Raw genomic sequence first — 8383 nt, forward strand, 5'->3', positions numbered from 1 at the left:
CCCGACGCCACCGCCCCCACCCCTCGGGCGACACCTGGAACACCCCCCCACCCCCCCGCCCGGGGGCGCTCCGCCGCCCCCCCCCCCGCCCGGGCCCGACCGCCGTCGACCCCGCCTGGAAACTCAGACGTCCTCGCGCGCCCGCACGCTCGAGCGGCGCCCGAAGATCAGCAGTGCGGCGCCCGCGAGGACCCATGCGCACAGCACGCACCACTGGCCCGCCGTACTGGCATCGGGGAAGTAACTGAGGACGCGGACCAGTGTCGTCGTCGAGCCGGGGATGAGGCACTGCCCGATGTACCCCAGACCCGCGGGCAGGAACTTGTAAGGGATGGCGAACGCGGCCCAGGGCATCGCGGCGAACAATGTGATTCCGGCCGCGATTCCTATGCCCACCCCGCCGAAGGCGGAGTGCAGGCCGGCGAACAGCCCGCTCGTCGCCATGAGGGACAGGCCCAGGGCAAGCCAGAGGATGCCGAACGGCCCCGGGTACGCCGTGAGCCAGGTGTCCAGGATCAGGGTGAGCAGCAGACCCCCGCCGACCCCGAGTCCGAGCACAGCGGCGGCCTTGCGCCACACACCCTTGACCAAGTAGGCGATCGTGAGTCCGGCGAGCAGGGCGCCGACCGTGAGCGGAATCCCGGCAGCGGTGGCGCCGGCCCCGCTCGGATCGTCCTCGGAGCAGGGCACCAGATCGGTCACCGTCGCCTGAGGAAGCGCCTCTGGCATCTGTCCCGCCACTGCCGCCGGATCGACTCCGTGACCGGCGGCCGAACCGATCCCGTCGCGGATCCCCGCGTAGATCTGCGTGTCGAGCATGGTCTGCGCCCGCGAGGAGGACGAGCAGGAGCACCCAGAGCTTCCAGTTCCCCTCTCTCGGCCCGACGTTGAGAAGAATGATGAAGGCGACTGCCATCAGCCCCGATACCACACCGATGTCGGCATTCACCATCTCTTGCCCCCGCTCCCCGGTGCGTCACCAGCAGTCGATCAATCCCGTCACGGCGCCGCCGAAGGCACCGCTGATACCACCGACCATGCACCCGCCGGCTGAGACGGAGAGATCCGCCGTCACCATCGCCTGTTCGGGCCTCTGCACTTGGACGGCGTAGCCCCTTGGTGTCTCGAGGGCGGCCGTGGTGGAATCCGTTGGAAGCTGCGCCCCCGGGTCGGGAGCTGCTTCAGCAAGAGGCGCTGAGATCATGAACGCACCCAGGGCGGCCAGGCCCGCGGAAAAGACTTTGAGAGTCCGCATCGTTTCCTCCTCACACAGCTCGGGCGCCTCCTCCTTGGAATCTGTCTCCAGACGTCGGAGAGCACAGAACCATCGTTTTTCTCGGAAGGCCGTGTGTCAAACCCTTGTCAGGCCCGCAGAAGCCGTCCGGCCGGTTCTGCCCGGGCGTCGTTCCGTCTCGACTCGCCCGACCGGTGCGGTCGTCGCGCACGAGCCCCGCCCCGCCGTCCGGAGAGCCATCCCCCGCACGGCGTTCCGGACCCGGTCGTTGCCGGCCCCGGAGGTCCTGACCGCTAGACCTCACGAACGACCCGTCGTCCCCTCATCCGGGTCCGGTTGCGCACCGGCGGCGTTCCGTCCCGGGCCCTCGGCGGGGACGGAGCCGCCGGGCTCCCGGACACGAACCGGCGCACCGGTCGTTCCGGTGGTTCCGTCCGCCGAGCAGGAGGCCATGCGCTCACCGGCGTCCTGGGCCCCGTCGAGCCGCGGGCCGCAGCCCGGGCGACGCTTCAGCTGCCAGCAGAGCAGCGCGACGGCGAGGGCGAAGCCGAGGGCGCTCGTCCAGTTGTTGAGCCGCAGGCCGCCGATCCGGTTGGCCGGGTCGATGCGCAGCGCCTCGATGAAGAAACGGCCCAGGCAGTAGTAGGCGACGTAGGCGGTGAAGGTCTTGCCCCGCCCCAGACGGAACCTCCCGGACGCCCACAGCAGGAGGAGGCCGCCGGCGACGTCCCAGACCAGCTCGTAGGCGAAGGTCGGGTGGAAGGTCGCGTACTGGCCGTAGCCGCTCGGCCGGTGCGCGGGGTCGATCTCGAGGGCCCACGGCAGAGTGCTCGGACGGCCGAAGAGCTCCTGGTTGAACCAGTTGCCGAGCCGCCCGACGCCCTGGGCCAGGAGCAGGGCGGGGGCGACGGCGTCGGCCGCCGCGCCGAAGCGCACCCGATGGACCCGACACCACACCCAGACGGCCAGTCCGCCCCCGATGACGGCGCCCCAGATGCCCAGACCGCCGTTCCAGATCTTCAACGCGTCGGCCGGGTCGCGACCCGGCCCGAAGTAGAGCTGGTGATCGGTGATGACGTGGTAGACCCGGGCGCCGACGATTCCGGACACGACCGCCCAGCCCATCATCGAGTCGAACCTGCCGGGCTCCGCGCCGCGCTCGCGCAGCCGGCGCTGGCCCAGCCACCAGGCCAGGAAGATGCCGGCCAGGATGCACAGGGCGTAGAAGTGGATCGTGACCGGGCCCATGGAGAAGGAGCTGGTCGGGGGGCTGGGCAGGAACAGCGTGGTCACCTGGCGGTCCTCACCCCCGCGGCGAGGTCGTCGACGAGGACGCGCAGCCCGTCGAGCGATGCGCCGCCGGCGTCTTCTGCGACGATGAGCCGCTTGACGAGGGCCGAGCCGACGATGGCCAGATCGGCGAAGGCGCCGATCCGGCCGGCCTGGGCCCCGTTCGAGATGCCCAGGCCGACGCCGACCGGAAGATCCGGGGCGAGCCGGCGGACCCGTTCGACGAGCCTGGGCGCGGCGTCGGAGATCTGCGAGCGGGCGCCCGTGACACCCATCACGGACGTCGAGTAGACCCAGCCGCGGCAGGCCGCTGCGGTCTCGGCGATCCGCTCGTCGGTGGAGGAGGGGGCGACCAGGTAGACGCGGTCGAGCCCGAACTCGTCGGAGGCCAGGGTCCAGAACGTGGCGTCGTCGGGGGTCAGATCGGGTGTGATGAGGCCGGCGCCGCCGGCATTGACCAGATCGCGGGCGAAGGCGCGCACCGATCCGGCCGGGTCGGTCCTGCGGCCCCTGGCCCCGTAGTGCTCGACGAGGTTGTAGTAGATCATCACCAGCGGGGTCGTGCCGGTCGCGGCGACCGCCTCGACCGCCGAGAAGACGTCGCGGGTGCGCACGCCGCGCGCGATGGCCCTGGTGTCGGCGTGCTGGATGGCCGGCCCGTCCATCATCGGGTCGGAGTAGGGCATGCCGATCTCCACCGCGTCCACGCCCCTGCCCGAAGTGCCCTGGGTGAGGGCGACCATGGCGGCGATGGAACCGGGCACGTCGGGATAGCCGACGGGCAGGTAGCCGACGAGGGCCGCACGGTTCTCGGCACGGCAGGCGGCCACCGCGCGCCCCGAGACGCCCAACCGGGATTCGTCCACGAAGGGCCTGGTCAGATCGGTCATGACAGCCTCCCGGTCGTGGCGTCCACGTCGCCGCTCACGCCGAAGTACTTCATCGCGGTGTCCACGTCCTTGTCGCCGCGGCCCGAGACGGTCACGAGGATCGTCGGGCGGTGGGCGGGGTCCTCCTCGATCATGCGCAGGGCCAGGCGCTGGGCGCCGGCGAGAGCGTGGGCCGACTCGATGGCCGGCATGATGCCCTCGCAGCGGGTCAGGCGGTCGAGGGCCGTCATGGCCTCGTCGTCGTCGACCGGCTCGTAGTGGGCCCGGCCGGTCTCGGCCAGATAGGCGTGCTCGGGACCGACCCCCGGGTAGTCCAGACCCGCCGAGATGGAGTGCGACTCGATCGTCTGGCCGTCGTCGTCCTGCAGGACGAAGGTGCGGGTGCCGTGCAGGACGCCGACCGAACCTCCGGTGATCGAGGCGGCGTGCTCCCCCGTCTCGACGCCCCTGCCGCCGGCCTCGAAGCCGTACAGGGCGACGTCTCCATCGCCGATGTAGGCGGCGAAGGAGCCGATGGCATTCGAGCCGCCGCCGACGCAGGCGCAGACCGCGTCGGGCAGGACGCCGAAGCGGTCGAGCATCTGGGCGCGGGACTCCTCGGAGATGACCGACTGGAAGACCTTGACCATCCTCGGGAAAGGGTAGGGCCCGGAGGCCGAACCGATGAGGTAATGGGTGCTGTCCACATTGGTGACCCAGTCGCGCATGGCCTCGTTCATGGCGTCCTTGAGGGTGGCGCTGCCGGCCTCGACGGCCACGACCTCGGCGCCGAGCAACTGCATGCGCGCCACGTTGAGGGCCTGACGATCGGTGTCGACCCCGCCCATGTAGACCCGGCACTCGAAGCCCAGCAGAGCGGCGATCGTCGCAGTGGCCACGCCGTGCTGACCGGCGCCGGTCTCGGCGATGACGCGCTTCTTGCCCATGCGCCCGGTCAGCAGGCCCTGGCCGAGCACGTTGTTGATCTTGTGGCTGCCGGTGTGGTTCAGGTCCTCGCGCTTGAGCAGAATGCGGGCGCCACCGCAATGACGCTCGCCGAAGTTGCGGGCCTCGGTGATCGGACTGGGACGCCCGGCGTAGTCGGCCTGCAGATCGGCGAGCTCGGCCGCGAATCCGGGGTCGTTCTGGGAGGCCTCGAAGGCCTCGGTCAGTTCCTGCAGCGCGGCCATCAGCGCCTCGGGCACGAACCGGCCGCCGAACGGCCCGTAGTGGCCCAGGGCATCGGGCAGCACGCCCGAGGCGATCTCACTCATCGGAGCCTCCCCGCCTCCTCTTCCGCGGTGACCATCATCCGGTGGCCGCCATCATGGAGCGCACGGCGGCGGCCGGGTCGCTGCTGCGCACGAGCATCTCCCCGACGAGTACCGTATCCGCACCGGCGTCATGCGCGCGTACAACATCGGCAATCGTGAGAATGCCCGACTCGCAGACCGTGATCGCCCCGGCGGGCACAAGACCGACCATGCGCTCGAACCGGGACAGGTCGACGTCGAGGGTCCTCAGGTCACGATTGTTCACGCCGATGAGCTCGGCCCCGAGGTCGGCCGCGCGGCGCGCCTCATCGGGGGTGTGCACCTCGACGAGCGGCAGCAGGCCGAGACCGGTCGCCTGATCGTACAGGGCGCGCAGGGTCGCATCATCGAGCGCGGCGACGATGAGCAGGATCAGGTCGGCGCCGGCGGCGCGGGCCTCGAGCACCTGGTAGGGGTCGACGATGAAGTCCTTGCGCAGCACGGGGACCCGGACCCCGGCCCGCACGGCCACGAGGTCCTCGAGCCGGCCGCCGAAGCGGCGCCGCTCGGTGAGCACCGAGACGGCGCCGGCCCCGCCGCGCTCGTAGGCCCGCGCCCGGCCGGCCGGATCGGGGATCTCGGCCAGGGGACCCTTGGACGGGCTGGAGCGCTTGACCTCGGCGATGACGCGCACCGACTCGGCGCTGCGCAGATGCGGGCGCGGATCGATCGTCGGACCCATCGCCTCTATGACGGCCTCCAACCGGCTGGGGGCGGTGCGCACCACGCGCGCGGCCATGTCGGCGCGCACGCCGGCGATGATCTCGTCCAGGACCGTGCCGGTGCTCATGACTGCTCCTCGTCTGTGGCGGCCGGAACGGGCGGAACCCTCACCACGCCCCCGGAGGCGAGCGGAACGCTCGTCTGCGCCCGGCCCAGGGCAGCGATCATCGCGGCCGCCTTGTTGCGGGTCTCGGCGTCCTCGTCATCGGGGACCGAGTCGGCCACGATGCCGGCGCCGGCCTGCACATGGGCGACGCCGTCCTTGACCAGGGCCGAACGGATCGTAATGGCCGCGTCGGCATTGCCGGCGAAGTCGAAGTAGCCGACGACCCCGCCGTACGGCCCCCGACGGGCCACCTCCAGCTCGTCGATGATCTGCATGGCGCGCAGCTTCGGGGCTCCCGACAGCGTGCCGGCCGGGAAGCACGCCATCGTCACGTCCAGGCCCGAGAGGCCGGGGCGGACGGCGCCGGTGACCGAGGCCTCCAGGTGCATGACGTGCGAGTAGCGCCCGACGTGCATGAAGCGGGTGACGGCGACGGTGCCCGGCGCGCAGACGCGCCCCAGGTCGTTACGGCCCAGATCGACGAGCATGAGGTGCTCGGCGCGCTCCTTCTCGTCGGCCAGCAGCTCGTCGGCCAGCCTGCGGTCCTCGGCCTCGTCCCTGCCGCGCGGACGGGTACCGGCGATCGGGTGGGTCGTGGCCACCCCGTCCTTGACGGTGACGAGCGCCTCGGGGCTGGAGCCGACCAGGTCGAAGCCGGGCAGGCGCAGCAGGAAGAGGTACGGGCTGGGGTTGGTGACGCGCAGCTCGCGGTAGATGTCGAGGGCCGATGCGGTGACCGGCACGTCGAAGCGCTGGGAGGGCACCACCTGGAAGACGTCGCCGGCGCGCACGTACTGCTTGGCGGTCTCGACGAGCCCCTGGAACTGCCCGGCGGCCCTCTGGTCGCGGACCTCGAGCGGGGTGGGCTCGCCCCTGGTGGCCAGCATGGCCGGGCGCGGCTCGCCCAGGCGGGCGGCCATCGCCCTGACCCGCCGGGTGGCGTCGGCCCAGGCCCGCTCGGCGCGCTCGGGGCTGCCGTCGAAGTTGATCGCATTGGCGATGAGCCAGACCTCGCCGTCGTCATGGTCGAGGACCGCCATGTCCGCGGCCAGCATCATGACCATGTCGGGCACGCCCAGGTCGTCCGGCAGCGGAGCGCCCAGGGTGGGCTCCTGCTCGCGTTTGACGTCGTACCCGAGATAGCCGACCATGCCGGAGCTGAACGGCGGCAGTCCGGGATCGGCCGGCGTGTGCAGCGCCCTGAGCGTCTCGCCGAGCACCGACAGCGGGGCCCCCCGCCCGGGCAGACCGGCGATCGGACGGCCGAGCCATCGGCTCCGCCCCGCCGTACCGGTGAGGATCGAGGGGCAGGCGGCGCCGACGAACGACCAGCGCGACCAGACCCCGCGCTCGACCGACTCGAACAGGAAGCTGCCCTCCCGCCCGCCGGTGAGCTGCTGGTAGAGGGCGACGGGAGTCAGGTCGTCGGCGCGGAGGCGGGCCCGCACGCCGACGACGCGGCGGTCGGCCGCCAGGGCGATGAACTCGTCCAGGCCCGGAGCGATCTCGAGTTCGGGACTCATGCCCGCCCCCGCCCGGCTCGGGCGTCCTCGCCGGCCAGCGGCAGCGGGCCACCGGTGTCGAAGCAGGACCGCGCACCGGTGTGACAGGCGCCGCCGACCTGGTCGACGCTCAACAGGATCGTGTCGCCGTCGCAGTCGAGCCGGACATCGCGCACGTACTGCGTATGGCCGCTCGTGGCGCCCTTGACCCACAGCTCGGAGCGCGAACGCGACCAATAGGTGGCCCTGCGGGTGGCCAGCGTCATGGCCAGCGAGGTGGCGCTCATCCACGCCATCATGAGCACCCGGCCGCTCGCGGCGTCCTGTGCGATGGCGGGGATCAGACCGGCCCCGTCGTACCTCAGGCGCGAGGCGATCCCGGGTGGCAGTTCATAGGCGTCGGCCGACATGGAGACCATTGTCCCCCACCGGTCCGCATGGCGTCCTCCGCGCCGAATGGCGGCCCGGACCATGGCACCCGGGCCGTAGAATCACCTCATGACGCTCGTCCTCGCCGGTTTCTACCGCTCAACGATCTGCGACCTGTTCGAGCAGGTCGGCCCCGGGGCCCCCACCCTCTGCGAGGGCTGGACCGCCCAGGACCTGGCGGCGCACCTGTTCCTCCGCGAGAACGACCCGCTGTCGACGCCGGGCATGTTCAGTGAGATCTTCGCGCCCATCACCGCTGCTCGTATGCGCACGCTGCTGGCCCGGCAGGGCTTCGATCAGATCGTCTCCACCCTGCGCGGCGGTCCTATCGGGCTGTCCGTCATGCGCCTGAGGGCCGTCGACAAGCGAGTCAACGGCATCGAGTACCTGATCCACTACGAGGATCTCCTCCGCGCCCAGCCCGCCGGCTCGTTCGAGCGCCCAGCCCTGTCCGCCGAGGGGCGGTTCGCCCTGTCCGACCAGACCTGGGGCGCCATCGTCGGCATCGGCAAGATGATCGGCCGCCGTAGCGAGGTGGGCCTCAAGCTGGCCCGGGACGACGGCGCCGCCGAGATCCGCATGCTGGCCAAGGGCAGCCCGGAGGTGGTCGTGCGCGGGACCCCGGCCGAGCTGGCCATGTGGCTGTACGGGCGCGACGCCGACGTGGAGCTGATCGGCGAGGCGGGCCCGCTCGCCCTCGTCGACGAGGCGGTCGCCAGGGGGATCTGAGCGTCCTCCCCGGCCGGTCGTCACCGGCGCCGATCGTCCCGAGGCGCGCGTCACCGCCCCGCCCGGGCTCGGCGTGCGCCGTCTGCTCGTGCGGCACCGCACCAGGGCGGGCCTGTCCGATCCGGTGCTCGGCCAGTTCCCCGACCTGCTGCGCGCCTGGTGCGCCCGGCCGCCGGCTCAGGGCAGTC

Annotated in this window: 9 protein-coding genes; 1 reads left to right on the plus strand and 8 read right to left on the minus strand. The window is 71.8% G+C overall.

Features of this window, described 5'->3' with window-relative positions; genetic code table 11:
- Positions 1 to 123: 123 nt before the first annotated feature.
- The 8 genes from R2N01_RS10425 to hisI form a co-directional block, all read right to left on the minus strand.
- Positions 124 to 819: a hypothetical protein gene (locus tag R2N01_RS10425; RefSeq protein WP_316670920.1), complete on the minus strand. Its 696-nt coding sequence runs from the start codon at positions 817 to 819 to the stop codon at positions 124 to 126.
- Positions 820 to 976: 157 nt separating this feature from the next.
- On the minus strand, positions 977 to 1255 hold the full coding sequence (locus R2N01_RS10430) for a hypothetical protein (RefSeq protein ID WP_316670923.1): 279 nt from the start codon (positions 1253 to 1255) through the stop codon (positions 977 to 979).
- A gap of 279 nt (positions 1256 to 1534) precedes the next feature.
- Positions 1535 to 2527 (minus strand): prolipoprotein diacylglyceryl transferase, encoded by a 993-nt coding sequence (lgt, locus tag R2N01_RS10435; protein WP_316670925.1) that lies wholly within the window; start codon positions 2525 to 2527, stop codon positions 1535 to 1537.
- Entirely contained in the window at positions 2524 to 3414 is an 891-nt protein-coding gene (trpA, locus tag R2N01_RS10440; RefSeq protein ID WP_316670928.1) for a tryptophan synthase subunit alpha, read from the minus strand. The genes lgt and trpA overlap by 4 nt, the downstream gene beginning before the upstream one ends.
- Entirely contained in the window at positions 3411 to 4667 is a 1257-nt protein-coding gene (trpB, locus tag R2N01_RS10445) for a tryptophan synthase subunit beta (RefSeq protein WP_316670931.1), read from the minus strand. The genes trpA and trpB overlap by 4 nt, the downstream gene beginning before the upstream one ends.
- Positions 4668 to 4701: 34 nt before the next feature.
- Positions 4702 to 5496: an indole-3-glycerol phosphate synthase TrpC gene (locus R2N01_RS10450; RefSeq protein WP_316670933.1), complete on the minus strand. Its 795-nt coding sequence runs from the start codon at positions 5494 to 5496 to the stop codon at positions 4702 to 4704.
- Positions 5493 to 7058 carry an anthranilate synthase component I gene (locus R2N01_RS10455; protein ID WP_316670936.1) on the minus strand — a complete coding sequence of 522 codons (1566 nt, stop codon included), beginning with the start codon at positions 7056 to 7058 and terminating at the stop codon, positions 5493 to 5495. Before R2N01_RS10455 ends, R2N01_RS10450 begins: the two co-directional genes overlap by 4 nt.
- The gene (gene hisI, locus R2N01_RS10460) at positions 7055 to 7447 is read right to left on the minus strand and encodes a phosphoribosyl-AMP cyclohydrolase (protein WP_316670938.1); all 393 of its coding nucleotides are present in this window, start codon (positions 7445 to 7447) and stop codon (positions 7055 to 7057) included. Before hisI ends, R2N01_RS10455 begins: the two co-directional genes overlap by 4 nt.
- An 88-nt stretch (positions 7448 to 7535) precedes the next feature.
- Between hisI and R2N01_RS10465 the strand changes: the two genes are divergently transcribed.
- On the plus strand, positions 7536 to 8195 hold the full coding sequence (locus R2N01_RS10465) for a TIGR03085 family metal-binding protein (RefSeq protein ID WP_316670941.1): 660 nt from the start codon (positions 7536 to 7538) through the stop codon (positions 8193 to 8195).
- Positions 8196 to 8383: the final 188 nt, after the last annotated feature.

The organism is uncultured Propionibacterium sp. (genome assembly GCF_963539965.1).
GTDB lineage: Bacteria > Actinomycetota > Actinomycetes > Propionibacteriales > Propionibacteriaceae > Propionibacterium.